The sequence below is a fragment of the Qipengyuania sp. genome (assembly GCF_965277845.1).
Classification (GTDB): Bacteria; Pseudomonadota; Alphaproteobacteria; order Sphingomonadales; family Sphingomonadaceae; genus Qipengyuania.
In genome coordinates this window covers 630,199-655,981 of sequence record NZ_OZ255844.1, presented here as the reverse complement: position 1 = coordinate 655,981, position 25,783 = coordinate 630,199, and the positions used below count along the sequence as shown (strand labels likewise).

36 protein-coding genes are annotated in these 25,783 nt (G+C 64.9%); 17 read left to right on the top strand and 19 right to left on the bottom strand.

The window, feature by feature from the left end; genetic code table 11:
- The first annotated feature begins 47 nt into the window (after positions 1-47).
- A complete protein-coding gene (locus tag ACQY4G_RS03290) occupies positions 48-437 on the top strand; it encodes a type II toxin-antitoxin system death-on-curing family toxin (RefSeq protein WP_421993076.1) in 390 nt (129 codons plus the stop codon).
- Here ACQY4G_RS03290 and ACQY4G_RS03285 read toward each other — a convergent pair.
- Positions 434-901, bottom strand: coding sequence for a YaiI/YqxD family protein (locus ACQY4G_RS03285; protein WP_421993074.1), 468 nt, complete (start codon positions 899-901; stop codon positions 434-436). The two genes, ACQY4G_RS03290 and ACQY4G_RS03285, sit on opposite strands and share 4 nt — an antisense overlap.
- Before the next feature lie 86 nt (positions 902-987).
- Between ACQY4G_RS03285 and ACQY4G_RS03280 the strand changes: the two genes are divergently transcribed.
- The gene (locus tag ACQY4G_RS03280) at positions 988-1,659 is read left to right on the top strand and encodes a hypothetical protein (protein WP_421993072.1); all 672 of its coding nucleotides are present in this window, start codon (positions 988-990) and stop codon (positions 1,657-1,659) included.
- A 32-nt stretch (positions 1,660-1,691) separates the two neighbouring features.
- Here the strand turns inward: ACQY4G_RS03280 and ACQY4G_RS03275 are convergent, their stop codons facing one another.
- Positions 1,692-2,111 carry a hypothetical protein gene (locus ACQY4G_RS03275; protein ID WP_421993070.1) on the bottom strand — a complete coding sequence of 140 codons (420 nt, stop codon included), beginning with the start codon at positions 2,109-2,111 and terminating at the stop codon, positions 1,692-1,694.
- A 132-nt stretch (positions 2,112-2,243) separates the two neighbouring features.
- Between ACQY4G_RS03275 and ACQY4G_RS03270 the strand changes: the two genes are divergently transcribed.
- The 4 genes from ACQY4G_RS03270 (at position 2,244) to ACQY4G_RS03255 (ending at position 4,314) form a co-directional block, all read left to right on the top strand.
- Complete coding sequence (locus ACQY4G_RS03270) at positions 2,244-2,729, top strand: RidA family protein (RefSeq protein ID WP_425061713.1); 486 nt, start codon at positions 2,244-2,246, stop codon at positions 2,727-2,729.
- A gap of 99 nt (positions 2,730-2,828) precedes the next feature.
- Positions 2,829-3,077, top strand: a complete 249-nt coding sequence (locus ACQY4G_RS03265; protein ID WP_421993066.1) for a hypothetical protein — start codon at positions 2,829-2,831, stop codon at positions 3,075-3,077.
- 118 nt (positions 3,078-3,195) lie between these two features.
- Positions 3,196-3,540 carry an HPF/RaiA family ribosome-associated protein gene (locus ACQY4G_RS03260; RefSeq protein ID WP_421993064.1) on the top strand — a complete coding sequence of 115 codons (345 nt, stop codon included), beginning with the start codon at positions 3,196-3,198 and terminating at the stop codon, positions 3,538-3,540.
- 192 nt (positions 3,541-3,732) lie between these two features.
- The gene (locus ACQY4G_RS03255) at positions 3,733-4,314 is read left to right on the top strand and encodes a fasciclin domain-containing protein (protein WP_067695630.1); all 582 of its coding nucleotides are present in this window, start codon (positions 3,733-3,735) and stop codon (positions 4,312-4,314) included.
- Positions 4,315-4,385: 71 nt separating this feature from the next.
- On the opposite strand, the gene ACQY4G_RS03250 is transcribed toward ACQY4G_RS03255, so the two are convergent.
- Complete coding sequence (locus ACQY4G_RS03250) at positions 4,386-4,946, bottom strand: hypothetical protein (RefSeq protein ID WP_421993063.1); 561 nt, start codon at positions 4,944-4,946, stop codon at positions 4,386-4,388.
- A 178-nt stretch (positions 4,947-5,124) separates the two neighbouring features.
- Here ACQY4G_RS03250 and ACQY4G_RS03245 point away from each other — a divergent pair, with 178 nt between their 5' ends.
- From ACQY4G_RS03245 to ACQY4G_RS03225, 5 genes are read left to right on the top strand one after another with little or no spacing between them, the layout of a single operon-like run.
- Positions 5,125-5,529 carry a GFA family protein gene (locus ACQY4G_RS03245; RefSeq protein WP_291177362.1) on the top strand — a complete coding sequence of 135 codons (405 nt, stop codon included), beginning with the start codon at positions 5,125-5,127 and terminating at the stop codon, positions 5,527-5,529.
- A gap of 13 nt (positions 5,530-5,542) precedes the next feature.
- Entirely contained in the window at positions 5,543-6,460 is a 918-nt protein-coding gene (locus tag ACQY4G_RS03240; RefSeq protein WP_421993061.1) for an alpha/beta hydrolase, read from the top strand.
- On the top strand, positions 6,457-6,894 hold the full coding sequence (locus ACQY4G_RS03235; protein ID WP_291168891.1) for a COG3650 family protein: 438 nt from the start codon (positions 6,457-6,459) through the stop codon (positions 6,892-6,894). Before ACQY4G_RS03240 ends, ACQY4G_RS03235 begins: the two co-directional genes overlap by 4 nt.
- Positions 6,894-7,247, top strand: coding sequence for a hypothetical protein (locus ACQY4G_RS03230; protein WP_291168894.1), 354 nt, complete (start codon positions 6,894-6,896; stop codon positions 7,245-7,247). The genes ACQY4G_RS03235 and ACQY4G_RS03230 overlap by 1 nt, the downstream gene beginning before the upstream one ends.
- A complete protein-coding gene (locus ACQY4G_RS03225; protein WP_421993059.1) occupies positions 7,240-7,692 on the top strand; it encodes a DUF3429 domain-containing protein in 453 nt (150 codons plus the stop codon). Before ACQY4G_RS03230 ends, ACQY4G_RS03225 begins: the two co-directional genes overlap by 8 nt.
- On the opposite strand, the gene ACQY4G_RS03220 is transcribed toward ACQY4G_RS03225, so the two are convergent.
- On the bottom strand, positions 7,689-8,027 hold the full coding sequence (locus tag ACQY4G_RS03220; protein ID WP_421993057.1) for an Mpo1-like protein: 339 nt from the start codon (positions 8,025-8,027) through the stop codon (positions 7,689-7,691). The two genes, ACQY4G_RS03225 and ACQY4G_RS03220, sit on opposite strands and share 4 nt — an antisense overlap.
- The gene (locus ACQY4G_RS03215) at positions 8,024-9,466 is read right to left on the bottom strand and encodes a S41 family peptidase (protein WP_421993055.1); all 1,443 of its coding nucleotides are present in this window, start codon (positions 9,464-9,466) and stop codon (positions 8,024-8,026) included. The genes ACQY4G_RS03220 and ACQY4G_RS03215 overlap by 4 nt, the downstream gene beginning before the upstream one ends.
- Before the next feature lie 221 nt (positions 9,467-9,687).
- Between ACQY4G_RS03215 and ACQY4G_RS03210 the strand changes: the two genes are divergently transcribed.
- Together ACQY4G_RS03210 and ACQY4G_RS03205 are read left to right on the top strand one after the other, a co-directional pair.
- Positions 9,688-10,272: a YbhB/YbcL family Raf kinase inhibitor-like protein gene (locus ACQY4G_RS03210; protein ID WP_421993053.1), complete on the top strand. Its 585-nt coding sequence runs from the start codon at positions 9,688-9,690 to the stop codon at positions 10,270-10,272.
- 25 nt (positions 10,273-10,297) lie between these two features.
- Positions 10,298-10,549, top strand: coding sequence for an SWIB/MDM2 domain-containing protein (locus tag ACQY4G_RS03205; RefSeq protein ID WP_067695606.1), 252 nt, complete (start codon positions 10,298-10,300; stop codon positions 10,547-10,549).
- Positions 10,550-10,556: 7 nt separating this feature from the next.
- On the opposite strand, the gene ACQY4G_RS03200 is transcribed toward ACQY4G_RS03205, so the two are convergent.
- From ACQY4G_RS03200 to ACQY4G_RS03190, 3 genes are read right to left on the bottom strand one after another with little or no spacing between them, the layout of a single operon-like run.
- Complete coding sequence (locus ACQY4G_RS03200; protein WP_421993051.1) at positions 10,557-10,955, bottom strand: DoxX family protein; 399 nt, start codon at positions 10,953-10,955, stop codon at positions 10,557-10,559.
- On the bottom strand, positions 10,952-11,389 hold the full coding sequence (locus ACQY4G_RS03195; protein WP_421993049.1) for a cupin domain-containing protein: 438 nt from the start codon (positions 11,387-11,389) through the stop codon (positions 10,952-10,954). Before ACQY4G_RS03195 ends, ACQY4G_RS03200 begins: the two co-directional genes overlap by 4 nt.
- Positions 11,386-11,676 carry a DUF427 domain-containing protein gene (locus ACQY4G_RS03190; protein ID WP_421993047.1) on the bottom strand — a complete coding sequence of 97 codons (291 nt, stop codon included), beginning with the start codon at positions 11,674-11,676 and terminating at the stop codon, positions 11,386-11,388. Before ACQY4G_RS03190 ends, ACQY4G_RS03195 begins: the two co-directional genes overlap by 4 nt.
- Positions 11,677-11,744: 68 nt before the next feature.
- Between ACQY4G_RS03190 and ACQY4G_RS03185 the strand changes: the two genes are divergently transcribed.
- Positions 11,745-13,022, top strand: a complete 1,278-nt coding sequence (locus tag ACQY4G_RS03185; protein WP_421993045.1) for a dipeptidase — start codon at positions 11,745-11,747, stop codon at positions 13,020-13,022.
- Positions 13,023-13,025: 3 nt separating this feature from the next.
- Here ACQY4G_RS03185 and ACQY4G_RS03180 read toward each other — a convergent pair whose 3' ends face one another.
- The 10 genes from ACQY4G_RS03180 to ACQY4G_RS03135 form a co-directional block, all read right to left on the bottom strand.
- On the bottom strand, positions 13,026-13,511 hold the full coding sequence (locus ACQY4G_RS03180) for a potassium channel family protein (RefSeq protein ID WP_291168919.1): 486 nt from the start codon (positions 13,509-13,511) through the stop codon (positions 13,026-13,028).
- Positions 13,512-13,571: 60 nt separating this feature from the next.
- On the bottom strand, positions 13,572-13,766 hold the full coding sequence (locus ACQY4G_RS03175) for a DUF3008 family protein (RefSeq protein ID WP_421993043.1): 195 nt from the start codon (positions 13,764-13,766) through the stop codon (positions 13,572-13,574).
- Positions 13,767-13,769: 3 nt separating this feature from the next.
- Positions 13,770-13,997, bottom strand: a complete 228-nt coding sequence (locus tag ACQY4G_RS03170) for a DUF2945 domain-containing protein (protein ID WP_421993041.1) — start codon at positions 13,995-13,997, stop codon at positions 13,770-13,772.
- A gap of 21 nt (positions 13,998-14,018) precedes the next feature.
- Entirely contained in the window at positions 14,019-14,348 is a 330-nt protein-coding gene (locus ACQY4G_RS03165) for a hypothetical protein (protein ID WP_198147720.1), read from the bottom strand.
- An 81-nt stretch (positions 14,349-14,429) separates the two neighbouring features.
- Positions 14,430-15,254 (bottom strand): 2,3,4,5-tetrahydropyridine-2,6-dicarboxylate N-succinyltransferase, encoded by an 825-nt coding sequence (gene dapD / locus ACQY4G_RS03160; RefSeq protein WP_421993039.1) that lies wholly within the window; start codon positions 15,252-15,254, stop codon positions 14,430-14,432.
- A gap of 49 nt (positions 15,255-15,303) precedes the next feature.
- Positions 15,304-16,374: a phosphotransferase family protein gene (locus ACQY4G_RS03155; protein ID WP_421993037.1), complete on the bottom strand. Its 1,071-nt coding sequence runs from the start codon at positions 16,372-16,374 to the stop codon at positions 15,304-15,306.
- An 83-nt stretch (positions 16,375-16,457) separates the two neighbouring features.
- Complete coding sequence (locus ACQY4G_RS03150; protein WP_421993035.1) at positions 16,458-17,543, bottom strand: Zn-dependent alcohol dehydrogenase; 1,086 nt, start codon at positions 17,541-17,543, stop codon at positions 16,458-16,460.
- Positions 17,543-18,877, bottom strand: a complete 1,335-nt coding sequence (locus tag ACQY4G_RS03145; protein ID WP_421993033.1) for an acyl-CoA dehydrogenase family protein — start codon at positions 18,875-18,877, stop codon at positions 17,543-17,545. The genes ACQY4G_RS03150 and ACQY4G_RS03145 overlap by 1 nt, the downstream gene beginning before the upstream one ends.
- 75 nt (positions 18,878-18,952) lie before the next feature.
- Positions 18,953-20,389: an MFS transporter gene (locus ACQY4G_RS03140; RefSeq protein ID WP_421993031.1), complete on the bottom strand. Its 1,437-nt coding sequence runs from the start codon at positions 20,387-20,389 to the stop codon at positions 18,953-18,955.
- On the bottom strand, positions 20,389-21,264 hold the full coding sequence (locus ACQY4G_RS03135) for an SDR family NAD(P)-dependent oxidoreductase (RefSeq protein WP_421993029.1): 876 nt from the start codon (positions 21,262-21,264) through the stop codon (positions 20,389-20,391). The genes ACQY4G_RS03140 and ACQY4G_RS03135 overlap by 1 nt, the downstream gene beginning before the upstream one ends.
- Positions 21,265-21,441: 177 nt before the next feature.
- On the opposite strand from ACQY4G_RS03135, the gene ACQY4G_RS03130 reads away from it, so the two are divergent.
- The 3 genes from ACQY4G_RS03130 (at position 21,442) to ACQY4G_RS03120 (ending at position 24,671) form a co-directional block, all read left to right on the top strand.
- Entirely contained in the window at positions 21,442-22,629 is a 1,188-nt protein-coding gene (locus tag ACQY4G_RS03130) for an acyl-CoA dehydrogenase family protein (RefSeq protein WP_421993027.1), read from the top strand.
- 3 nt (positions 22,630-22,632) lie between these two features.
- Positions 22,633-23,772 (top strand): acyl-CoA dehydrogenase family protein, encoded by a 1,140-nt coding sequence (locus tag ACQY4G_RS03125; protein ID WP_421993025.1) that lies wholly within the window; start codon positions 22,633-22,635, stop codon positions 23,770-23,772.
- A gap of 101 nt (positions 23,773-23,873) precedes the next feature.
- Positions 23,874-24,671, top strand: a complete 798-nt coding sequence (locus tag ACQY4G_RS03120; RefSeq protein WP_291177420.1) for an SDR family oxidoreductase — start codon at positions 23,874-23,876, stop codon at positions 24,669-24,671.
- Between the two features lie 23 nt (positions 24,672-24,694).
- Here the strand turns inward: ACQY4G_RS03120 and ACQY4G_RS03115 are convergent, their stop codons facing one another.
- Positions 24,695-25,672 (bottom strand): GGDEF domain-containing protein, encoded by a 978-nt coding sequence (locus ACQY4G_RS03115; protein WP_421993023.1) that lies wholly within the window; start codon positions 25,670-25,672, stop codon positions 24,695-24,697.
- Between the last annotated feature and the right edge of the window lie 111 nt (positions 25,673-25,783).

Genomic DNA, 25,783 nt, shown 5'->3' with positions numbered 1-25,783 from the left:
ACCGCCAGAGATCCCAGCTTTCGCTGGGATGACGGTTAAATCCTGCGATGACTGAGCGTTGGACCTGGATAGCCACCGACGTGGCGCTTGCCGCTCATGCCGAGCAACTGGCCGAGCATGGCGGTGGTGATGGTGTCCGCGATGCCGGAATGCTCGACAGCGCAATGGCCCGACCGCGCAATCTCGCCGACTATGGCGAGCCCGACGCGGCGGCTTTGGCCGCAGCCTACGCCTATGGGATCGCGCGCAATCATCCCTTCGTCGATGGCAACAAGCGCACCGCCGCGGTGGTGAGCGAAACCTTCCTGATGCTCAATAGCCACACGCTCGATGCCACCGACGCCGAACTGGTTGTCGCCTTCGTCGCCCTCGCGGCAGGCGAATTGTCCGAAGACGAACTCGCCGACTGGTTCCGCCAGCATATCGTCGCGACCTAGCGCATCCCCACCAGTACCCGATCCAGCGCCTGCAGGAAGTTCGAGCGGTCCGCCTTGCTGAACGGCGGTGGGCCGCCGCCCATGCCGTCCATCCCGGCGCGCAAGTCTTCCATGATCGCGCGGGTGGCTATGGCGCTGCCGATGCTGGCGGCGTCGAACTCGCGGCCGTCGTGTTTCAGCACGCGCGCGCCTGCCTTCAGGCAGCGCTCGGCGAGCAATATGTCGGCGGTGATCACCACGCTGCGCGCGTCCGCATTCTCCGCGATCCAGTCGTCGGCGGCATCGAAGCTGTCGGAGACCACCACGCGCTTGACCCGCTCGCTCACCGGCACGCGAAAGGGGCTGTTGCTGACCACGCGGACCTGCGCCTTGTAACGCTCCGCCACGCGGTAGATTTCTTCCTTTACCGGGCAGGCATCGGCGTCGACGAGGATGGTGGGGACGAGGATGTTGGGCGCGCTCATGCGCGCCTCGCTAGCGCAGGCGGCCGGGGCAGGTAAACGGCAGGCAAACTTTCCTACATGCCCCATTCTGTGCCTTATCCTGCAGGATGACCCGTCACAGCCCCATCCCGCCCGCCGCTCCCGCCACTCCCGAGCCCTCCGACGCACTCTCCGACTCTGGGCCCGCCACCCGTCACGACGGCTGGTCGCTCGCAAGGCAGGTGCGCTTCCTGCGCGCGCTCTCCGCCACGCATTCGGTGACCGAGGCCGCGAAGTCGGTCGGTATGTCGCGCCAGTCGGCCTATCGCCTGCGCTCACGGCTCAAGGGCAAGGCGTTCGACCTCGCCTGGGAGGTCGCCTTCCACCATTCCTACGACGTGCTCGCGCATGCCGCGCTCGAACGCGCGCTCAACGGGGTGGAGGTGCCGGTCTATTTCCAGGGCGAGAAGGTGGACAGCTATCGCCGCTATGACGAGCGGCTGACCGTCGCGCTGCTCGGCCGGTTCACGCTGGGCGGCAATCCGGCGTTCGGGCGGCTGGGGCCGGGGGCGGAACGGCATGCGCGCGATTTCGAACGGCTGCTCGGGCGGATCGCGGCGGGCGAGGAGGTCGAGACCGGCGCGCCGGGGCCGGACGATCCGGGCGAGCTCGAGGCGCTGCGCGCGCTTGGCACAGGGGCGTACACGCATAAAGGCGCCTCGCCCCACTGTCCGTCCGGTTGGTCGGACGAGGAATTGATCGAGGCATTACAGGAGTTTGAGGATGACGACGAAAGGTGACACGGTGTCACCTTCGTCACGCGGTATCGGCGTTACGCGCGCCCTTCGCCATTCGCCCACCACAGCACGCCGATCGCCGCCGCCGACAGCGCCACCAGCCAGATCTTCGGGTTGATCGTCCAGAAGTTGACGAACAGCGCGCCGTGCATCGCGGTATAGGCGGCGAGCCAGGTCAGGCCCCAGCGCCGCCGAAGCAGCGCGCCCACCGCGCCGACCGAGACCACCAGCCCCATCGCGCCGATGTAGGCGAAATAGGCGGGCACCGAGAAGCCGAGGAGGTTCATCGGTGCCTCGGCCAGGAAAGCGCGCGTGCCGGCCAATGCCTCCGCCGCTTCGCCGCCGAAGCTCCACCAGCCGGCCGCCTCCCCGATCATCAGGCCGCTGACCCCGATGCGGATCAGCCCGGAGGCGAGGAAGACGAGGGCGACGAGGATGGCGATGGCGCGTTTCATGGGCTGTGTCGCTAGTGTAATACACTGGTGCGGTCAATGCGCGCGTGCCGGGGGAGTGCCGCGTCGCCTGCCGTTCGCTTTCGTGCTAGGTCGCGCTCGCTCATGACCCGCCCGAACGAGAGGACCCCCGCCATGCCTGCCTTCAAGCCCTTCCTCGCCGCCGCCCTGCTCGGCGCGCCGCTGGCGAGCGCCGCACCCGCGCTGGCCGACGACCATGCCGCGAGCGAGAAGCGCACCGTGATGCCCGAGGGCGGGCCGGGGCTCGCGATGATGGAGGAATACGGTTTCTCCGAGGCGGTGATCCACGGCGACACGGTCTATCTCTCGGGCGTGATCCTCGGCCCCCCGCCCGAGGGGATGACCCGCGAACAGGCCTATGATCGCAGCTTCCAATATCTCGGCAGCGTGCTCGAACGCGCCGGGTCGAGCTGGGACGACGTGGTCGACATCACCACCTACCATGTCGATATCGACGCCTCGATGCCCGCGCTGGCGGCGGTCAAGAACCGCTATGTGAAGGCCCCGTTCCCCGCCTGGACCGCGATCGATATCGACCGCCTGTTCGCGCCCGAGGGCGAGGTGGAGATCAAGATCACCGCGCGCGTTACGCCCCGCTAGCTGGCACGAAACTGGGCGCGGGCAGGATGCGGTTCGCCTCGCCCGCGCGAACGTGGTATCCTGCGCGCCATCGCATCGCACCCTTAGAGGAGACCCGCCATGCACGCCGCGCACCCGATCCTCGCATTGGCCCTGCTGGCCAGCGCCGCCCCGCTTGCCGCGGGCAGCGAACATCGCCCCGCCATCGCCCCTGCCGGGACCGAGGACACCCGCTATTGCATGAAGGTCGAGGCCGTGACGGGCAGCCGCATCGAGCGCATCATGTGCTGGACCCGCGCCGAGTGGGAGCGGCAGGGCGTCGATGTCGACGCGGACTGGCCGAAAGAGGGCGTGCGGGTCGAAGGCTAGGCTCCGGCAGAATACCGCGAAGAACTTCGGCGGTTTTCCGGCGGATCGGCGATTGCATCGCGGGCGATCCTCCCCATCTCGACAGCTAACAGATCACAACCGAGAGGAGCATCCCCCAATGCAGGTCCAGTTCAATTCCGACAACAGCGTCATGGGCACCGAAAACGTCGCCGAACGCATCGAGGCGGCAGTGCGCGACAAGCTGGCGCGGTTCGAGGAGCGGCTGACCCGGGTCGAGATCCATGTGCGCGACGAGAACGGGCGCAAGGGCGGGGCGGACGACAAGGCCTGCACCATCGAGGCGCGCCCGCGTTCGGGCAATCCCATCGGCGTCACCGCGCACGCCGCCAAGGTCGATGATGCCGCGCGCAAGGCAGCCATTACGCTGGCCCAGCGGCTCGAGCGGAACTTCGGCAAGGAATCGAAGCACAAGCACGAGGCCCGTCCCGACAAGGTGCTGTAGAAGCGGCGAGGCGGGGCATCGCGCGCACCGCTCGCCCGGATGTCGGCACGCTTCGCCGCGCCTCAGCCCCGCCTCGACACAATCTTGCCGAAATTCGAAACATCCGCACGGCCCGTACGTTCGTATCTTGAAGCACCAGCCGGGTGGGCCGGCTGAGGAAATGCTTGAATTTACCGACAAAAGGGAACCGATATGAACAAGCTTACCATTGCGCTCGCCTCTGCCGCATCGCTGGCGATTGCCGCCTGCGCCGAAGCCCCGGCGGAAAACGACGGCTATGACGATACTGCCGCTGCGGCCGACCAGATGGCCAATGCCGAAGCCGAAACCGGCACCATCGTCGAAGTCGCGCAGGGCGACGAGACCTTCTCGACGCTCGTCAGCGCGGTTACTGCCGCAGAGCTGGGCGAAACGCTGTCGGGCGACGGCCCGTTCACCGTCTTCGCGCCGACCAACGATGCTTTCGCCAAGATCCCCGAGGCGACGCTGACCGAGCTGACCACCAACGATACCGAAACGCTCGGCAATATCCTCACCTACCACGTGGTCGAGGGCAATGTGGACGCCGCCACGCTGACCCAGGCGATCACCGATGCGGGTGAGGAAGGCTATACCATCACCACCGTCAACGGCGGCACGCTGACCGCCACTGTGGTCGACGGCAATGTCGTGCTGACCGATGCCGCGGGTGGCACCTCGACCGTCACCGCGACCGACGTCGCCGCCTCGAACGGCGTGATCCACGTGATCGATACGGTGCTTATGCCGCAATAAGCTTCGTTGGAAATCGGAGCGAAAATCGGGAAGCGGCCTCTTTGGGGGCCGCCTTCCTCGCCTCAGCGGGCCTACCGGCTGCCAGCCTGATAGGAGGGCGAAGGGTCGGCCAGATCTTGCTGTTGGACGGCGGGATCGGATTGGACCTCCGGCACCGGACTGGTCGCATAAGTCTGCTCGCCGCGCTCTGCACCGCGTGCCACGGTAACGCGCGGCGGTGAAATTTGGACGGCCACCGGCACCGTCCGGCGCGGCGCGGGTTGCCATCTGGCCAGGCGATCTACCTCGTCCTCGGCCAATTCATCCGCGTAGGTCGCCGCCAGCGGGATGGCATCGGGCTGGTCCCCCCAACCGCCTCGCCTGTCGCGCAATCGCCCGTGCGACGCCAGCGCGGCCACCGGAATGGTGCCGGTCGGGGTGACGAGCGGGTAATGATCGGGTGGCCGCTTGCGCGTGTCGAGCTTGAAGTCGCCGACGCCGGCGTTGGGTGGGGCCTCGGGGATATGGCTCGCCACGCTGCGCTGAAGCATCGGGGTGGAGCCGATCGCCGAGCCGCTCAGCGCGCCGGCCGTGACCACGGCAAGCACGAGAGCGGCGGCGCAAAGGCGAGGGTCGAGGCGAGGCATATTCATGACGACGGGTTTCCACCTTCCCAACGCCGATCGGCCCCGGCGTGTTCCAAAGCCCCGCCGGCTCGCGAACACAGTGGCCCTCGACGATGCGGGCCGAGTTGCATCCAATCCGCCGCCTGCCCGCTGGACACAGGGATTTGGCAGGGTAGTCTCGCCATTGTTTTCGGGAGGGGAAGAGATGAGCAGACAAACTGGCGGATGCCTTTGCGGGGAAATCCGCTATGCATTCGAAGGGGAGCCGGCGGCCACCATGGTGTGCCATTGCACGCATTGCCAGAAGCAGTCGGGCAGTGCGTTTTCGACCATCATCGGCGCGCCGGAAGGGCAGGTCGAGATTACCGGCGATCCCGCGTGCTATCGGGACAGCGGGGAAAGCGGTCGGTCTGTCGAAAGGCAGTTCTGCAACACCTGTGGTTCGCCTCTGTTCACCAGGGCCGAGGTGTCGCCGCAGATGCTGTGGATCAAGGCAGGCACGCTGGACGATACTACGCAATTCACGCCGTCGGCGCATATCTGGACGCGCAGCAAGCAATGCTGGGTCGAGACGGGCGACATTCCCGCTTTCGACACCAATCCCGGCTGAAGGAGCAAGGGCAATGGCCAGCATCCGCGCCCGCCTCGTCAATTTCGCGCTGCCGCTGCTCGGCATCAAGCGCTTCTTTTCCGAGCCGGACAAGTTCGACGAGAGGATTGCAAAGCTGCGGGCGCAAAAGCCGATCCGCCCGCGTGCGAAGTGGCACAAGCGCTTCGCCATTCGCGAGTTTGCCAGCCGCGGCTTCCCGGTGGTGACGATCGAGCCCAAGGGCGGGGCACGGCCGGATGCGCCGCATCTGCTGTACCTGCATGGTGGCGGCTATGTGATGGACATCGCCGCGGTGCATTGGGACACGGTGGCCGATCTGTGCAAGCGGCTGGAAGCATCGGCGACGGTGCCGATTTATCCGCTCGCGCCGGAAAACAAAGCCGAGGATGTGCTGGCGGCCATGCGCTCGCTCTATCATGAACTGGCGGATCGCTACGGGGCGAAGAACATCACCGTGATGGGCGACAGCGCGGGCGGCGGAATGAGCCTGGCGCTGGCGCAACTGTTGAAATCGGAAGGCGCGGCGATGCCGGGCAGTCTGGTGCTCTATTCGCCCTGGCTCGATGCGACCGCGACCGCCGAGGGTCAACGCGCGATCGAAAAGCGCGACCGGATGCTGGCGGTCAGCGGGCTGGAGGCCTGCGGCGAAATGTATCGCGGCGACCTGTCCATCGACGATCCTCGCGTCAGCCCGCTGTTCGGCGAACTGGAGGGCCTGCCGCCGATGGCGATCTTCTCCGGCACTTCGGATATCCTGCTGGTGGACGGCCGCCGGCTTGCCGAGCGGCTGGGCGATGAGGGGATGCCCGAACACATCTATCGCGAGTATGAGGACATGTTCCACGTCTGGATGCTGCTGCCCGTGCCCGAGGGAAAACGGGCGCGTGGCGAGACGGTCGACTTCATCCGCAAATACAGGAGCGCGGCGTGAGGCACAGTAGGTTCTATCTTTGCCTGGGAGCGCTGGCTCTCGGCAGCTGCGGTGACCGCGGCGACGATCCGGGCCCCGGATCGCTGCAGGAATCGACTTTCACCGAGATCGCCGAGGCCGAAGTCGTACACTACACCGGCACCGAGCCGTTCTGGGGCGGCGCGGCAGGCGGCGGCATGGCGACCTATTCCACGCCCGAGAATCCCGATGGCCGCGAGTTCCCGGTACAGCGTTTTGCCGGGAACAACGGCCTTGGCATCAGCGGTCAGCTCGACGGCGCGGGTTTCGATCTGACCATCACTCCGGGAGAATGCTCCGACGGGATGAGCGACCGCAGCTATCCCTATACTGCCACACTGCTTGTCGGGGGCGAGCAGCGCCTGGGCTGCGCCTGGACCGAAAGCCAGCCCTTCAGCGGCCCGGACACGCCGTAATGGCCGACCGTACCCCTATCGGCTGGCGCATCTTCTTCTGGCTTGCTGCGGCCTACAACCTCGTAATCGGCCTCGGCGCATTCCTCGATGCGGAGTGGGGTTCGGCCGAGGCGATCGGCGGAGTGCTGATTTTCTGCTTCGGCATCGTCTATGCGCTGGTCGCACGCCAGCCGAAGCGGTTTGCGCCCGTGCTGATCGCCGGGATACTCGGCAAGGTGATGGTCGTGCTGATGCTCGGCCCTCCTAGCTGGGGTGAGGGCGGTGACCCGGGCGTGGGTGCTATCGTTGCAGGTGATCTGGCCTTTGCACTCGGCTTCGCCGCTTTCCTGTTGCGGGGGCGCAAACTTGGGTAGCATTCCGGCTTTGCCGCGCCTGCTTGGGCTGGCTGGCCTGCTGCCGCAGATCGCCTGCGTCGCAGTGCTCTATGCCGGCCCTACGGAATGGCGCGATCCGGCACAGTCAATCGCTTTCGCCTATGCCGCGCTGATCCTGTCCTTCCTTGGCGGCATGTGGTGGGGGATCGCCGCCGCCGCCCCGGCTGCCGAGCGACGCCATACGCTGGGCTGGGTGTGGATCGCCGCTGTCACGCCGAGCCTAGTCGCGCTGGCCTGCTTCTTGCCTTGGGTGCTGGGCTGGCAGTGGCCCGAACCGTCGTTGGTCATGCTCGGCGGGGCGCTGTTGGTCAGCCTGGGTGTCGATGCCAGGTTGGGCGCGCTCGCGCCGCGCTGGTGGATGGCGCTGCGCGTGCCGCTATCGGTCGGTCTCGGCCTCGCGACGGTCGCCGTCGCGCTGGCCTAGCGTTTCTCGACCCCCGCCGCGTCGAGTTCGGGACCGAGCCGCCCGGTCAGCCACAGCCACCACATGCGGAAATCCGCTCGCAGGCTCCAAAGCGGATAGGTGAAGGTCGCCGGGCGGTTCTTCTCATGCCCGAAATGCGCGATCCAGGCGAAGAAATAGCCCGCCAGCGGGAGCGCCGCGAGCAACAACCATTCTTCCGCCACTATGGCGGCCACGGCCAACGCCACGACCAGCGTGGTGCCGATGTAATGCAGCGCCCGCGTGCCGGGCCGCGAATGCTCGCGAAGGTAGAAGGGCCAGAACTCGGCAAAGGTCGAGTAGCGTCGGTCCGTCATTGCAGTCCCGGAATTTCGAGTTGCGCCGGGCTGGGCGCGTCCGGCATCAGCAATTCGCGCCGTTCCGGTTCCTCGCTCGCAGTTGCAGGCGTCGCAGGAGCCGCACCGATGGCGTTGCAACTGCGTCCGGCGAGGAAATCGAGCGCCGCAGCGACCGAGGCCTCGCTTGGATCGCCGAGCGGTTTGAGAATCTCGTCGGAGGCGGCGCAGGTTTGCGGCATGACATCGGCCAGACCGCTGTAATAGTCGCCCTGATCGTCGGCATTGACCGAGCGGAAGGCGACCACGCGCAGGCGATCGTCGCAGGCGGACCGGTCGCGGGCGATCTGGCCCACGGGCTTGCCGAAGGTGTCCGATCCGACCAGCGCAATGTTGTTGCCGAGGAAGGGAATGAAGGCATTGGCCACCAGTTCGCTAGCCGAAGCCGTGCCATTTGTGCCGATCACGGCGATCTTCGTCGCCGCGATGGCCTGCTGCTCCGATGCGAACAGGCGGGATTCGTCGAAGGCACTCTTCGAATCGCGGTAGACGGTCTTGCTGAAGATCCGGCCGACCTTGTCGGCTGCCAGCAGATCGCCCAGAACCTCGGCCACCGAGACCAGTCCGCCGCCATTGTAGCGGAAGTCGAGGATGATCTGGGTCACCCCTTCGTTGCGGAACGCGGTGAAGGCATCGCGCAACTGCCGCTTGGCATCGTCGACGATGAAGGTGCGCAAATTGACATAGCCGACCTTGGTGCCGCCATTGTCGAGGATCTTCGCGCCGTAGCGGTCGGAAATCGGATCGAGCGCGTATTCGGCCTTGGTTACGTCGACTGTGATTTCGCTGCCGTCGGGTTGACGGACACGCAGATTGCGGGTCACGCCGGGATTGTTCGGGCCGAGCGCATTGACCACCGCCTGCGGCCCGCCCGATGCCATCAGTGTACTGACCAGTTCCCCGTCGATGGCGAGGATCTCGCTGCCGCGGTCGATATTCTGGGCGAAGGCGGGGGCATTCTCGAAGGCCTCGACCACAAAGACCCTGCCTTCGGACTGGTTGTAGCTCAGCCGGACGCCGAAGCCTGCGCTGGAGCCGCTGTTGATCAGTTCGTTTTCTTCCTGGATCGAGGTGATATAGGTGAAGAAGCGATCGCGATCCTGCGCGCGCGCCGGTGCGACCAGCGCGTTGATATAGTCCTGGACCGTGGTGAAATTCGCCTTGTTGACGGTCTGGTCGATCAGGTTGGGGAAAAGGTACCATTCATCGATCTGGGAGAGCACCCAGTCTTGGCGGCTGCCGAGCGAGCAGGTGTTGGCCGTGCCGCCTCCGCCCCCGCCAGTGCCGGCACCGCTACCGCCGCCGGCTGTGGCGTTGCCACCGCCCGAGCCGCCCCCGCCCCCGCAGGCAGCGAGCGAAATTGCCAGTGTTGTCGTTAGAATGGTGCGACCCAGCCCCATGCGATTACTCCCGTACGATATGTCCGATGCCCCGTAAGCGAGGCGATAATGATCCCATGGCGGCTTAATCGGGGGCGGGCAAGGGTGCGCACAGGCGCCCCAAAGACCCGCTTTCCCTTAAAAACGGTGCAAATTCGGTCCGGCGGGATGGTTTGTGACCCCGAGCTATGCCTTAAAGGTTGGCCAAATGCAGCAATGAGCGACGATCTGGAGGAGTATTCATGGCAAGCGGCGTTGCGCCCTGGGTTCAAAAGGCAGTCGGCGGAAACCCCGTCGGCCATACGCTGACCCTGGAAAAGGTCGCCGACGAGCGGGTACTCGGCCGCGGTGGCCTCACGCTGACCAGCGCGGCGTTCCGCCATGAAGGCGAGCTCGATCCCTCTTTCACCGCGATCGAGGAAGACGCGGTGGCCCCGCCGCTCGAATGGACTGCGCCCCCTCCCGGGGCGCAGGAACTGGTGTTGGTGGCAGAGGATGCGGACAAGGGTCACGTCCACTGGACCGTCTGGGGCCTCGCGCCGCAGAAGGGCAAGCTGATGGAAGGCGAGACCCCGCCGCGCACCGGCAAGAACGCGCAGGGTAATTCCGAATGGCTGCTGCCCGACCCGCCGCTGGGCGAAGAACACCGCTACGTTTTCCAGCTTTTTGCGATCGACCTCCCGCTCACACTGATGCCGGGGGCGACGCATGAGGAACTCGTCCGCAATCTGGACGGACACGTGACCGCCGCCGCAGTTCTGACAGCCAGGTTCGAAGGCCATGAGGTCGAGGAACTGGATGTCGACGATCTGGGCGACGTAGAATGAAGCATAGCCAAGGAAAGGATTAGTCATGGCTGGCAAGAACAATGCACTGCAGAAGCCGGTGAACCTGTCGCCGCAGCTCGAGAACGTGGTCGGCAAGGGTCCGATGACCCGTGCGCAGGTGACCTCGAAAGTGTGGGATTACATCAAGGCCAAGGGCCTGCAGGATTCCAACGACAAGCGCATGATCAATCCCGACGACACGCTGGGTGGCGTGATCGGCATGGAACAGATCTCCATGTTCAAGATGACGGGTGCCGTCTCGAAGCACATGAGCTGATCTGCGGTCACCGGCGGCGCAGCGGCCAGTCCGTTACGCCGCCGGTCCACAGCGCCAGCCAGGCGATAAGCGGCTGCGCGATCATCCTCGGTATGTGATAGCCGAGACCGAGCCCGCCATCGGGCTGCGCCATGTCGAGCGCGAAATGATGGATGTTCGCCGGAAACACGCAGACGGCGTAGAGCGCCAGGCCGATGGCGCCCGCGCGGCGCAGCGGCAGACTGGCCCATTGTACCAGCGCCGCCGCGCCCAGCAATTCGGCTATGCCGGTCCAGAAAACAACCGCTTCGGGAGCAGGCACCCAGCGGGGCATGATGGTCAGGAAAGGTGCGGGATCGGCAAGGTGGATAGATCCTGCCAGGGCATAGAACAGGCCGAGCAACCAGCGCAGCCCGGCGCGGATCATGCGCCCGGGTGCCAGTCTGCTGCGGCCAGTTCGAAACCGGAGAATTCGAACCCCGGCGAGACGATGCAGGACATGAGCGCGTAACCTGCCTTGCCTTCGGTCGGTCGGGCGGCCTGCCACCAGTGCGGCGGAATGACATGCTGGACCGCCTGTCCGCCGGTCACATCGGGGCCGAGCAGAATGGTTTCGATGGGGCCGTCATCGCTTTTTGCAAGCGACAGCTCGAGCGGGTCTCCCGCATGCCAGAGCCAGATTTCGGCGGCATCGACCCGGTGCCAGTGCGAATTCTGGCCGTGCTCGAGCAGGAAATGGATCGCCGTCGCGCTCGCTCGTTCGCCATTGGGGGCCGGTGCGCGCCAGGTCTCGCGGTACCAACCGCCCTCGGGGTGTGGCGCCAAACCGAGCTTTTCGATGAGTGCCGCGGCCGAAGTCACTCCTCGACCACCTCGACGCCTTTCCAGAACGCGATGCGGTCCCTGATATCGGCCGCCGCCTCCTTCGGTTCGGGATAATACCAGGCCGCATCGGCGTTCATTTCGCCGCCGGCATTGATCGAATAGTAATTTGCGGTGCCCTTCCACGGGCAGTGGCTGGTGGTCTCGCTCGGCACCAGCACGCCGCGCGCGACGTCGCCCGCGGGGAAGTAGTGATTGCCTTCCACGACGACCGTGTCGTCGCTGCGCGCCAGCGTCTCGCCATTCCAGCGGGCGGTCATGGTCATGATTGGGGCCTTTCCTTGCCGATCCTCTTTGCTAGGACAGCCCGCAAGATGACAAGGGGTTCCTGAACATGCGCCATTTCCTGCTTGCTGCTGCCGCCACGACCGCTCTTGCGACCGCCGGACCGGTGTCGGCGCAAAGCTCGGCAGAGGAAACGGCCGCCGCGGCCCTCGAAGCGGCGCCGGTGTGGGACGGCCACAACGACGTGCCAATCCAGCTACGCGCGCGTTTCGGCAACCGGATCAACGAATTCGATTTCCGCGACACGCTCGACACCGCGCGCGATGGGCGCAATGCCATGCATTCGGACATCTTCCGCCTGCGCCAGGGCAGGGTCGGGGCCCAGTGGTGGTCGGTCTATGTCAGCCCCAGCCTGCCCGAGGCGGAAGCGGTGCAGGCGACCGTCGAACAGATCGATGTCACCAAGCGGCTGATCGCGCGCTATACGAACGACCTCCAGCTGGCGCTGACCGCCGACGAGGTCGAGGAAGCGATGGAGGCGGGCCGGATCGCTTCGCTGCTGGGCATGGAAGGCGGCCATTCGATCGGATCGAGCCTCGCCGTGCTGCGCCAGATGTACGACCTCGGCGCGCGCTACATGACGCTGACGCATGGCAAGACGCTGAGTTGGGCCGACAGCGCGACCGACGCGCCCAGGCATGACGGACTCAACGCTTTCGGCATGGACGTGGTCCGCGAAATGAACCGGATCGGCATGCTGGTCGATCTCAGCCATGTGAGCGAAGCCGCGATGCACGATGCGCTCGATGTGGCGCGGGCGCCGGTGATCTTCAGCCATTCGGGCGCGCGCGCGGTCACCGGCCACCTGCGCAACGTGCCCGACAGCGTGCTCGCCCGCCTGCCCGAAAACGGCGGCATCGTGATGGTGGTCGCGCTGCCGTGGTTCATCACCGAGGATCTGCGCCAGCACGCGGCCGACCGCGCGGCGGAAAAGGCTCGCCTCGAGGCCCTGTATTCCGGCCTGCCCGATACGGTCGAAGCGCAATTGGCGAAATGGGATGCCGAAAACCGTCCGCCGGTTTCGACCATTTCGGACATGGCCGACCATATCGATCATATCCGCGACGTCGCGGGTATCGATGCCATCGGGATCGGCGGGGACTATGACGGCATGCCTACGGGACCGGTCGGAATGGAGGACGTTACCGGCTATCCGGCGCTGTTCGTGGAGCTTGCCGAACGCGGCTATTCGCAGGAGGATCTCGAAAAAATCGCCGCGCGCAACATGATGCGCGTCATGCGCGCAGCAGAAGCCTACGCCGCAAGTGCTGCGGACATGACGCCGATCGAATATGCGGTTGGCGAGCCGCGCGACGAAGAAGGCTAGGTTTTAACGGCGCTTACCGTCATCGCCTTCGAGCCGTCCGAGGATGCGAACGAAGAAGGCGGTCGACCAGCCCAGCAAGATAATTCCGACCACGCCTTCGAGGGCGGCGACCATGCGCCATTCCTGGTGGATCGACGCGTCCGAATAGCCGATTGTCGCATAGCTGATCGTCGAAAAATACAAAGCCTCGCTGAATGAGTGTAGCGCGCCGAGATAATCGTAGAGGAAGGCGAACAGCCAGATCTCGACGAAATGGATGAAGATGATCGCGAACACTGCGATCAGCGTGAAGCCGGCGCCGGTGACGGATAACGGGCGCAGCTTCTCGAAACGCTTGCTCATCCGCTCACCCGACAGCACGCGCTGGATGGTGAACAGGCCCATCCCGTGGATGACCACGCAAACTGCGATCATCGCCGCGCCGATCAGCAATTGTTCGTTGAACGTCGCGCTGATGACCTGGGTGTCGTCCGGCAGGCTGTTCGTCACGGCCCCTCCAGTGTCGGCCCTTCGCCAACGGCGTCACAGGACCGGCCCCGGACCAAGCGATCAGTCGTCCTGATCGGCTTGTTCGGGAAGGCCCGATCGGTCGGTCGAGGCCATTTCCTCGAGTTCGTCCTCGCTCATGCTGTCGTACATCTGCTTCGACGCGCCTTGAAGATCACCGGCGTCGCTCTCGCCACGCTTGGCCGCCAATGCGGCGCCGGCGGCCTGTTGCTGCGCCTTGCTTTTAGCCTTGGCCATGGTTCAGTCCTGCGCTTCCAGCTCGCTACCGCGCTTGAGCACCTCGTCGCCGTCATCCTGCTTGATGAGGTAGGCGGGATTATCCTTGTCGCCATCCTTGGTGACCTCGGTGCCCTGCAGGGTGCGGGTGACCTCGCGTTCGAAACGCTCCTTGATCTGGCCTTTGCCCTTGCCGCTGCCCCAATCCCACTGGACGTACTGGTCGGTCTGGAAACTGTTCGAATTACTCATGGCGACCTCTCTCCGGCTTGCTCAGTTCTCGATGACCTCGATGCCGTTCTCGAATTCGGTCTGATCCCCCTCGGGTGCGGCGACCTGATCGTCGCCGAGATCGGTTTCGCTCGGCACGCCGACGATGCTGTCGGTGGTGTCGCCCTCTTCCTCCATCGACGATATCTGGCCGCTGACGGTGCCCTCTTCTTCCACATCGCCAGTGGTGAGCGCGGGAACGATCCAGACGATCGACATCAGGATTACGGCCAGCAGCAGGCCGCCGGCCAGCACCCAGCGCACGACGCCTTCCTTCGAGCCGCCGCTCGCCTCGGTATCGGTTACATGAATTTCGTCGCCTTGCTTGTGCACGAATTGATACTCCCTGAAATTTTGCGATCCCACTCGTTCTAGGAGGATTTACGCTCCGCTGTTGCGAATGTTCCTGTGCGCTCAGTCGCGCAGGAGGTCATTGATCGCTGTTTTCTCCCGAGTCTGCGCATCGACCGTCTTCACGATGACCGCACAGGCGAGGCCGGGACCGCCATCCTTGCCGGGCAGTGATCCGGGCACCACCACCGAATAGGGTGGGATATGGCCGTGGATGACCTCGCCCGTATCGCGGTAGACGATCTTGGTCGACTGGGTGATGAAGACGCCCATGGCCACGACGCAGCCTTCACCGACGATCACCCCTTCGACGATTTCCGAGCGCGCGCCGATGAAGCAATTGTCGCCGATGATCGTCGGGTTGGCCTGCATGGGTTCGAGCACGCCGCCGATGCCCGTCCCTGCCGAGATATGGCAATTTTCGCCGATCTGCGCGCAGCTGCCGATGCTGGCCCAGGTGTCGACCATCGTGCCCTTGCCGACATAGGCCCCGATGTTGACGAAGCTGGGCATCAGCACGCAGCCGGGCGCGATACAGGCGCCTTTGCGCGCGATCGCGCCGGGCACGACGCGGAAGCCTGCCTGGCGGAAGCAGGCATCGTCCCAGCCGGCGAACTTGCTCGGCACCTTGTCGAAGGCCGGGTGGCCGGCGCTGCCGCCGTCCATCACGCGGTTGTCGTTGAGGCGGAAGCTGAGCAGAACCGCTTTCTTGAGCCACTGATTGACCGTCCAGCCACCCTGGCCGTCGGGCTCGGCGACGCGGCCCTCTCCGCTGTCGAGCATGGCCAGCGCCGCCTCGACCGCCTCGCGCACATCCGCGCTTTGCGGCGTGACATTGGCGCGGTCGTCCCACGCCGCGGTGATGCGATTTTCGAGGTCGGCGCTCATGCTGGTCTCCGTTTGCAATTCCGGAGCGCTCGTTAGCAGGCCCCCCGCGCTAGTCCATCCCCGCCGCCTGCGCGAACTGATAGGCGCGCTCGACCAGCGGTGCGACGCGTTCGGACATCGACTTGGCGTGTGCGCTCGATGCGGTCCCGTCGATCACGCGTTTCTTGATGCCCTGCATGATCCCTGCGAGGCGGAACAGATTGTAGGCGAAGTACCAGTCCATCGGCGGGACCGGATAGCCGGTGCGCGCGACATAGCGTTCGACCGCCTCGTCTTGCGTCGGGATACCCAGCGCGTCGAGGTCGAGGCCGAGCAGGCCCGCGCGCCCGTCATGCGGGTTGTGCCAGTTGAGCATCAGATAGCTGAAGTCGGCGATCGGATCGCCCAGTGTCGACAGCTCCCAGTCGAGCACCGCCAAAACGCGGTTCTCGCTCTTGTGGAAGATCAGATTGTCGAGCCGGTAATCGCCATGAACCACGCTCGATTCGTGCTGAGGCGGGATGGTCTCGGGCAGCCATTCGATCAGCCGCTCCATTTGCGGCATATGCTCGGTCTCGGACAGCTTGTACTGCTTCGACCAGCGCGAGATCTGGCGCGCGCAATAATCGGTCGGCTTTCCGTAATCGCCCAGGCCGATCTCGTCCGGCTTGCGCAGGTGCAGCTCGGCCATGGTGTCGATCATGGCATTGTAGATTTCGCGCCGCTCTTCGGGCGAATAATCGGGCAGCGCGCCGTTCCACAAGCTCCGCCCGTCGGCGAGGCCCATGACGAAGAACTTGCTGCCGATGACCTCCGGGTCCTCGCATAGGCCATAGGTCTTCGGCACGGGGAATCCGGTCGGCCCCAGCGCGTGCATGGCCTTGTATTCGCGGTCCACCGCATGCGCGCTCGGTAGCAGCTTGCCGAAGGGCTGGCGGCGCAGCACGTAGCTGCGTTCCGGCGTGTCGATCCGGTAGGTCGGGTTCGACTGTCCGCCCTTGAACTTGGTATAGCTGATCGGGCCTGCGAAGCCCTCGACATGCGCCTCGAACCACGCGGTCAGCGCGTCGAGGTCCATCCGATCGGCCTCCGGCACTTCGATCGTGCCGACCATTTCCTTGTCGAAATCGATTTCACTCATAGCTGTTTCCCAGCGAAGGCTGGGACCTCCTTCGGGTCGGCGCCTGGCCGGTGGAGGCCCCAGCATTCGCTGGGGCGCATTGCCTAGTCGAACACTATCACGCTGCGGGCGGAGGTGCCCTGCTTCATCTTCTCGAAGCCCTCGTTGATCTTCTCGAGCGGGATCCGCTCGGCGATGATCGTGTCGAGATCGAGCAGCCCGCGCATGTAGAAATCGACCAGGCGCGGCAAGTCGACCGGGAAGTGGTTCATCCCCATGATCGCGCCCTGCAGCTTCTTCCCCGACAGCAAATCCATCGCGCCGAGGCCGACCTTGCAGTCCAGTGGCATCATGCCGAGGATCGTGGCTGTACCGCCGCGACGCAGCAGCTTGACCGCAAGGTCCGCGCTGGCCTGCCGGCCGACCGCCTCGATCGCATGGTGCACGCCGCCGCCGGTGATCTTCATCACTTGCTCGACCGCGTCGTCGGCCATGGCATCGACGGTATGCGTAGCGCCGAGCACTTCGGCGAGCTGGCGTTTCTCGGGCAGAGGATCGATGGCGATGACCTTGCCTGCCCCCGCGATCTTGGCCGCATTGACGGTCGCCAGACCCACGCCGCCGCAGCCGACCACCGCCACGGCTTCGCCGGGGACGACCGAACAGGCGTTGAAGATCGCGCCTGCGCCCGTGGTCACCGCGCAGCCGATCACGGCGGCACGGTCCAGCGGCATGTCCTTGTCGATCGCGACGCAGGCATGCTCATGGATCAGCATCTGTTCGGCAAAGGCCGACAGGTTGAGCATCTGGTTGACCGTTTCGCCACCACCGCGCGTAATGCGCGGCGCGGCGGTCTGCTCGCGCCGGGTGTCGGCCCCCATGCACAGCGCCATGCGTCCGGTGACGCAGAACTCGCAGTGTCCGCAGAAGGCCGAGAGGCAGGAGACCACGTGATCGCCCGGCTTCACCGTCTTCACCTCGCTGCCGACCGCGCGCACCACACCCGCAGCCTCGTGGCCGGGGATGGCGGGCAGCGGGTGCGGATAGGCGCCGTCGATGAAGTGGAGATCCGAATGGCACAGGCCGCAGGCCTTGGTATCGATAAGGACCTCGTGCGGGGCCGGGTCGGCAAGCTCGACCTCACCGATGGTGAGCCCGCCGACCTGTTCGAGGATTGCTGCCTTGGCCATCAGCGCGCCACACCCATGTCGCCCGAGCTGAGGTTCTCGTCTCCCGCGGTCGGGGCGGCGCCTTCGCGCAGGGCATTGGCGGATGGGCCCTTTTCGGGCAGGTGCTTGGCGAATTCCATCCGCGCGATCGAGCGCGCGTGGACCTCGTCGGGGCCGTCGGCAAGCCGCAGGGTGCGCTGGTGCGCATAGGCGTTTGCGAGGCCGTAATCGTCGGACACGCCGCCGCCGCCATGCGCCTGGATCGCATCGTCGATGATCTTCAGCGCCATGTTGGGCGCCTGCACCTTGATCATGGCGATTTCCTGCTTCGCAGCCTTGTTGCCGACCTTGTCCATCATGTCGGCCGCCTTGAGGCAGAGCAGGCGGGTCATGTCGATATCGATGCGGGCACGCGCCACGCGCTCTTCCCAGACCGAATGCTTGTAGATCGGCTTGCCGAAGGCTTCGCGCTCCTGCAGGCGCTTGCACATCTTGTGCAGCGCTTCCTCGGCGACGCCGATGGTGCGCATGCAGTGGTGGATGCGGCCCGGGCCGAGGCGGCCCTGCGCGATCTCGAAGCCGCGGCCTTCGCCCAGCAGCATGTTGTCGACGGGAACGCGCACGTCCTTGAGCTCGACTTCCATGTGACCATGCGGCGCGTCGTCATAGCCGAAGACGGGAAGGTGGCGCAGCACCTTCACGCCGGGCGCGTCCATCGGCATCAGGATCATCGATTGCTGCGCGTGGCGCTTGGCCTCGAAATCGGTCTTGCCCATGACGATGGCGACCTTGCAGCGCGGATCGCCCACGCCCGAGGACCACCATTTGCGGCCATTGATGACATATTCGTCGCCATCGCGTTCGATCCGCGTCTCGATATTGGTGGCATCCGAGGAGGCGGTGAACGGCTCGGTCATGAGGAAGGCCGAGCGGATCTCCCCATGCATCAGCGGGGTCAGCCATTCGTCCTTCTGCGCGCGCGTGCCGTAGCGGTGGAACACTTCCATGTTGCCCGTGTCGGGCGCGGAACAGTTGAACACCTCGGAAGCGAAGCCGATGCGGCCCATTTCCTCGGCGCACAGCGCGTATTCGAGATTGGTCAGGCCCGGGCCTTCGAACTCGTAACTCTCCTCGACATGGTGATGGCCCTCGTTGCGCGGCGGCATGAAGAGGTTCCAGATGCCCTCCTTCTTGGCCTTGGCCTTGAGCTCTTCGACCACCGGAATGACCTTCCAACGGTCGCCCTCGGCGTCCTGCTGCTTGTAGGTCGCAACTGCGGGGCGGATATGGTCGTCGATGAAATTCTTCACCCGGTCGCGCCAGTATGCTTGCCGTTCTGTCGGTTCGAAATCCATCGTTGCTATCCTCTTCTCTCTCGATTCCGTATCTTCAGGAAACTGGCACGGCAGCGGGGCCGCGCCAAGCGATAATCAGGGTGGGGTGACGGCCGCATCGACATCGGCCCGCGCCGCGGCGTCGAGCGCGGCGACGCGCGCTTCGTGCTGCGCGCGGTCGATCGGGAAGCGGCCCAGCCAGTAGGCGGCGATGCAGCCGAGCACGGTAATCGATCCGCAGTAGAGCAGGATCATCTGCGTTACGACCTCGGACGACACGGTCTCGGGCGCGGCACCCGCGGGCAGGTTCGACAGCGCGATCACCTGGCCGCCGATCAATATGCCGCCGCCGGTGGCGCATTTCTGGACGAACCAGTTGCCCGAATAGAAGCTCCCCTCGGCGCGGCGGCCGGTGCGCTCCTGATAAGCCTCGACGATCTCGGCGATCATCGAACTGCCCGAAATCATCACCACCACGCCCAACGTGTTCGATACCAGCAGGAAGGCATAGAACAGCGCCGCGCTGGTCGGCGTGCCGACCGTCGGCCAAAAGCCTGTCAGGTAGAGCGTGAAGGGGGTCAGGATCACGCCCAGCGATCCCAGCGCGCCGATGACCGCGCTCTTCGGTTTGCCCCAGCGGCGGTGCATCGGCCCGACGATGAAGAACATCGCGATGACCGAAAGGAACAGGATGACCGGGAAGATGCGCAGTTCCGCGGTGTCGAACTGCCAGACGAACAGATTGATGTAATTGGTCAGCGAGAAAGTCAGACCCTGGCTGATATAGGCGGCCAGCGCGCCGGCGGCGAAGATCAGGAAGGCCTTCTCGCTGAATGCGTCGACGATCTCGCCGAAGGCACCGCGCCAGGTGAAGGGCGGCGCCTTGGTTTCGGGATATCCCGCGACGAGCGAATGCTGGCCGAGCGCCGAGCCGAGCACCGAAATAGCCATCACGAACGCACCGACCAGCCCGAACCAGAAATAGCCCTCGGGCTGCAGCAGGCCTTCGGCGCCCGGCATAAGGACGAAATAGGCGAGGAACATCATCAACAACCCGCCGCACCATCCGAACAGGTAGCGATAGCGGAACAGCGTGGTGCGCTCGTCGTAATCGGCGGTGATCTCGGGCAGCAGGCTGACCGAGGGCACTTCGCAGGCCGACAGCAGGATGCGCACCGACACCGCGATGGCGAGCAATTCCCAGAAACCGGGCGTACCGCCTCCAGGCGGATGCCACATCAGCACCCAGGCAAAGGCCAGCGGAATGGGCGCCGCATAAAGCCATGGCAGACGCCTGCCCCAGCGCGACCAGGTGCGGTCGGACAGATTGCCCAGCAGCGGGTCGATGAAGGCGTCGATCAGCAGCGCCAGTGCCAGCGCCAGGCTGACCGTGCCCGCATCCATTCCCAAAGCCTGGTTGTAGAAAATCAGCAGGAAGAACGAGAATCCCGAATCTTTCACCCCAAAGGCCACCGCGCCGAAGCCGTGGATCAGCTTGAGGCGCTGGGGGAGGGGGCCGGTGACGAAGGGCATCAGGCGGTCTGCTGCGTCTGTTTGACCTGCTCCTCGAGCGCGATCAGCGCTTCGAAGGCGCCGCCTTCCTCCGGGTCCCAGCTGTGCCGCGGGCCGAGCGTGATGCCGCCATCGACGATCAGCGAGGTGCCGGTGACGAAGCCCGCCGCATCGCTTGCGAGATAGGCGACCGCCTCCGCGATATCGATCGGCTCGCCGCCGCGCGCCACCGGCTGTGCATTGGAGGACATCTGCGCGATCATCGCCTTGGCCTGTGTCTTGAGCTCATCGGGGATGTCGAGGCTGGCGGTGAAGATATTCGTATTGATGAAGCCCGGCTGCACCGCATTCACGCGGATGCCGTGCTGCGCGAGATCGGTCGCCGCGCATTTGGTCAGATGCAGCACGCCGGCCTTGGCGACGGCATAGGTGGTCGGCGAATAGCCGGGACCGACCGCGGCGACGCTCGAGACGTTGACAATGCTCGCGCCGCCCTTTTTCGTGCTTGGGCGGGCCTTCATATGCGGGACCGCGTAACGGATGCCCATCGCGACCGAGCGCAGCAGCAGGTCCATCGTGGTGTCCCAGGCATCGGGCTCGATCTCCTCGATGCTTTCGCGCGCTCCGCCCGCACCGGCATTGTTGAGCAGCGTATCGATGCCGCCGGTTTCTTCGGCGGCGCGGTCCATCAGCACCTCGATTGCCGCCGGATCGCACACGTCGCAGCGGACGAACCGCACGTCGCCTTCGGTTTCTTCGGCGAGCTTTTTGCCGCTCTCGACGTCGATGTCGCTCGCGAAAACCACCGCTCCTTCGCGCGCGAACAGCGCAGTCGCGGCCGCGCCGATACCCGACGCCGCTCCCGTGACGACCACGGTCCTGTCCGAGAATCGCATCCCTACTCTCTCCCCGAATTTCTCCGCGCCCAGCTTAGGCGAGCAGGGCAATGCGTCAACGCATTCCGGCCGACGTTACGGCAATGCGGGCCATCGCGACTGGCCTTGCGCAATTAGGGCGAATCACCCTAACGTAAGCGTCAACATACCGCTGGTTTGAAAAGAGAGGATTGGCCAATGTCCGACAGCGATCTGGAAAGCTTTCGCGCCGAAACGCGCGCATGGCTCGAAGCCAACTGCCCGCCTGAAATGCGCGAGCCGGTCCGCGACGAGGACGACATTTACTGGGGCGGCCGCAACGCCACCTTCAAGAATGACGCACAGAAGGCATGGTTCGAGGCCGCGCGTGACAAGGGTTACACCGTTCCCGCATGGCCCAAGGAATATGGCGGTGCCGGCCTCTCGCCCGCACAGGCCAAGGTTCTGCGCGAGGAAATGAGCGCGATCGGCGCGCGGCCGCCGCTCTCCAGCTTCGGCATCTGGATGCTCGGCCCGGCGCTGCTGCATTTCGGCACCGAAGGCCAGAAACAGCGCTTCCTCAACGAGATCGCGCGCGGCGAAATCCGCTGGTGCCAGGGCTATTCCGAACCGGGCAGCGGCTCGGACCTCGTGAGCCTGCAGACCTTTGGCGAGGACAAGGGCGATCACTGGGTGGTCAATGGCCAGAAGGTCTGGACCTCCTATGCCGACAAGGCCGACTGGATTTTCTGCCTGGTGCGCACCGACAAGGACGACAAGTACCGCGGCATCACCTTCATGCTCTACGACATGGCCAGCGAAGGCGTGTCGACCAAGCCGATCCTGCTGATCAGCGGTAACAGCCCGTTTTGCGAGACCTTTTTCGACGATGTGACAGTGCCCAAGAGCTATGGCGATGACGTTCCCGCCTATGTCGGCGAGATCAATCGTGGTTGGGATGTCGCGAAATACCTGCTCGGCCATGAGCGCGAGATGATCTCTGGCGCGGACGGCGGCGATCGCACCAGCGCGATCGGCGCCGCGCTTGCCCGTGCCAATGGCGAGATCGATCCCGTCTTGCGCGCCGAACTGGCGCAATTCGACGTCGATGCGCTGGCCTATGCCGCGATGGGCGAGAAGTTCCTCGACGAGATCAAGGTCGGCAAGGCGCATCCCGCGCAGCCGAACATGATGAAATATGCCGGGACCGAGCTCAACAAGCGCCGCCACGAGCTGATGATGGCGGCGGGCGGAAGCCATGCGCTCGAATGGGACAGCGAGGAGACGAGCGGCGGCAAACCCTCGCGCAACTGGCTGCGCACCAAGGCGAACAGCATCGAGGGCGGCACGTCCGAGGTCATGCTCAACGTCATTTCCAAACGCATCCTCGAACTCCCGGGAGCCTGATCGATGCCTCTCTATTACGACGACGACCAGACGATGCTGGCCGACACCGCGGGCCAATTCATGGCCGAGGAAGGCTCGATCAAGAACCAGCTGCGCCACTGGCGCGACCGCGAATGCAAGGATGGTTTCGGCCACGCATTGTGGAAGCAGTTCGCCGAAATGGGTTTCACCGGCATGCTGGTCGATGAAAACGATGGCGGGCTCGGCATGGGCCAGGTCGAAGCGAATATCGTGCTCGAGGAAATCGGTCGAAACCTCACGCCTTCGCCCTTCCTGTCCTCCTCCGTGCTGGCTGCCACCGCGCTGAAGCATGGCAGCAACGACGTGAAGGGCCGCTGGCTGCCAGACCTGCTTTCGGGCGACAAGGTCTATGGCGTGGCGATCGACGAAGGACGCAAGCACCGCCCAGAACGCATCGCCTGCAAGGCGGAAAAGTCGGGCAACGGCTTCAAGCTCACCGGCAAGAAGGACTTCGTGGTCTACGGCGCCAGCAGCGAGATGATCGTGGTTGCCGCGCGCACTTCGGGCGACGATAGCGATAAGGACGGCGTCACGCTGTTCGCCGTGCCGCAGGATGCGGCAGGCATGAGCCACGACAGCGTGCGCTTGGTCGACAGCTCGATGGCGAGCCATGTGACCTTCGACGGCGTCGAGCTCGACGGCGATGCGGTGATCGGCGAGGTCGACAATGGCCGCGAAGTGCTCGACGCCATGCTGATGGCGGGCCGGGTCGGTTCGGCTGCGGAAGGCGTGGGCGTTGCGCGCGGTGCGATGGACATGACTGTCGACTATCTCAAGCAGCGCAAGCAGTTCGGCCGCGTGATCGGTGAATTCCAGGCGCTGCAGCACCGCGCCGCGCATCTCTATTCCGAAGTCGAGATCGCCCGCGCCGTAACCGTCAAGGCCGCGCAGCTGTTCGATGCGGGCAGCGAGAAGGCCGACCTCATGGCCTCGGTCGCCAAGGCCAAGGTCGCCAAGGTCGCCGGCCTCGCGGTGCGCGAAGGCGTGCAGATGCACGGCGGCATCGGCATGACCGATGAATACGACATCGGCCTCTATATGAAACGCGACCGCGCGCTGCAGGAATTCCTGGGCGACCAGTATTACCACGCCGGTCGTGTCGCCGAGATGAGCGGCTACTAATCAAACCGTCACCCCGGCGAAGGCTGGGGTCGCGGTCGGCAGGCTCCGCCCGTGCGGCGAGCGATCCCGGCTTGCGCCGGGATGACGAAAGGAAAAGATCAATGACCCTCGAAGACCTGTTCAGCCTCAAGGGCCGCGTGGCGCTGGTGACCGGCGGCAGCCGCGGCATCGGCAAGATGATCGTCGAGGGTTTCCTCGCCGCCGGGATCGAGCGCGTCTATATCAGCGCGCGAAAGATCAACGAGATCGAGGAAACCTGCGCCGAACTGGGCGAGAAAGTGATCGGCATTCAGGGCGATCTATCGACGATCGAAGGGATCGAGAACCTCGTCGAGGAGCTGTCGCAGCGCGAAAGCAAGCTCGACATTCTCGTCAACAATGCCGGCGCGGCCTGGGGTGTCGATTATCTCGAATTCCCCGAGAGCGGCTGGGACAAGGTCATGGACCTCAACGTCAAGACGCCCTTCTTCCTCACGCAGAAGCTGCACAAGCTGCTGACCGCCGCCGCCAGCGCGGAGCAGCCGGGCAAGGTGATCAACATCACCTCGATCGATGGCCAGCGGGTCAATCCATGGGAGACCTACAGCTACCAGGCATCGAAGGCTGCCTTGATCCACCTGACGCGCCGGATGGCCGCGCGGCTGGTCAAGGACCATATCTACGTGACGAGCCTCGCGCCGGGCGCCTTCCCCTCGAACATGAACCGCGCCGCGCGCGATTTCGAGGAGCAATCGGCTGCCGGTATCCCGAACAAGCGGGTGGGCGACAAATTCGATATGGGCGGAACCGCCGTGTACCTCGCCAGCCGCGCGGGCGATTACACGATCGGCGAGACGCTCACCGTCGACGGCGGCATCGTCAACGCGCTGCTGCCGAGCCACTTCGCCCAGCCGGGATGATCCGAACCGGCGAAGACCTCTAATCAGGCCGCCAGAATGCGGTTGCGGCCTTCGGACTTGGCTCGGTAAAGTGCCTCGTCCGCCAGTTTCAGTGTGGCGGCATTGGCATCCTCGCCGCCCACTGCCAGCGCGACGCCTCCCGAAAACGAGATCAGGCCCATCGGCTCGTCAGTTTCGCGCAGCTTGAATTCCTTCTTGGCCAGTTCGTGCCGCGCGTGATCGAGCAGCTTGATGCCCGCTTCGGCATCGGCATCGCTCATCACGAAGATGAACTCCTCTCCGCCCCAGCGACCGACGAAATGCGGACGGCAGATGTCCTCCAGCGTTTTGGCGACCAGCTTGATCACCCGGTCGCCGACGCCGTGACCGTAGCGATCGTTGACCGACTTGAATTTGTCGATGTCGCACAAGGCGATCACGCGCGGCGCGCCTTTCTCGGCCAGTTCGGCAAGATAGGCCTCGATGGCGCGGCGATTGGCGAGGCCGGTCAGCTCGTCGCGATGCGCATCGTTGCGTGCCGCTTCGAGCTCTTCGCGCAGCTCCTTCACCTCTTGCATGGCTTCGGTCAGCCGCCCCTGCGCCTGCTGCGACTGCTCGATCATGCGCCCCACGATCGACAGCGTATTGGCACTGTCGCCGGTGAAGTGATCGGCTTCCTCGGACAGCTCGCGGGCGAAGGCGCCCGTGGCATCCGCAGCCGAAGAGGCAAGCTCGCCCAGCTTGATCGTCTGGTGCCGCAGATGGGCCGCGCGCTCACCCTGCGCCTTGTCCGTCAAGCCGTAGATTGCCGCGCCGCCGTGGCGGTCGAAGATCGTGTCGACTTCTTCCTGCTTGATGCGGTAGCCTTCGTCGACGATTTCCTGGATGGCCCGGCCGATCGGCGAGCCGCTGTCGAACAGCGCGATATAGGCGAGGGTATAATTCTGCGGGCTCGGCGGCAGACGATGGCTCTTGAGGAAAGCCATCGTTTTCTCGCCCTTCTCGAAGTCAACCGCGGCCATCGCTACCCTGCAAAATCGAACCCATATCGCGACGAATCACGCAGGCGTGCATGCCGCGCGTCGATTGACAAATCGCATCTTGGCCCCGGCGTCTCAAGACGGATCATGAGC